The 246-nt window shown below is 62.2% G+C and carries 1 protein-coding gene; it reads right to left on the bottom strand.

What is annotated here, in order from left to right:
• On the bottom strand, window positions 1-246 hold a 246-nt coding region (locus ACZ3HG_RS24540), incomplete at both ends, for an FHIPEP family type III secretion protein (RefSeq protein WP_465335103.1).

Raw genomic sequence — 246 nt, 5'->3', positions numbered from 1 at the left:
AACTTCGAGGCGCCGTCCATCGAACCGTAGAAGTCGGCCTCCTCGCGGACCTCCTCGCGCCGGGCCTTGGATTCCTCGCGCGTCAACAATCCGGCGTTCAGATCTGCGTCGATCGCCATCTGCTTGCCGGGCAAGGCATCGAGCACGAAGCGCGCCGAGACTTCCGACACGCGCTCCGCACCCTTGGTCACGACCATGAAGTTGATCAGGGTCAGGATGATGAAGACGACGAAGCCGATCGCGTAA

It is taken from the genome of Erwinia sp. PME.40.26/001, from assembly GCF_055556675.1.
The sequence above is the reverse complement of the archived record's forward strand: the minus strand, read 5'-3'. Positions and strand labels throughout refer to the sequence as shown.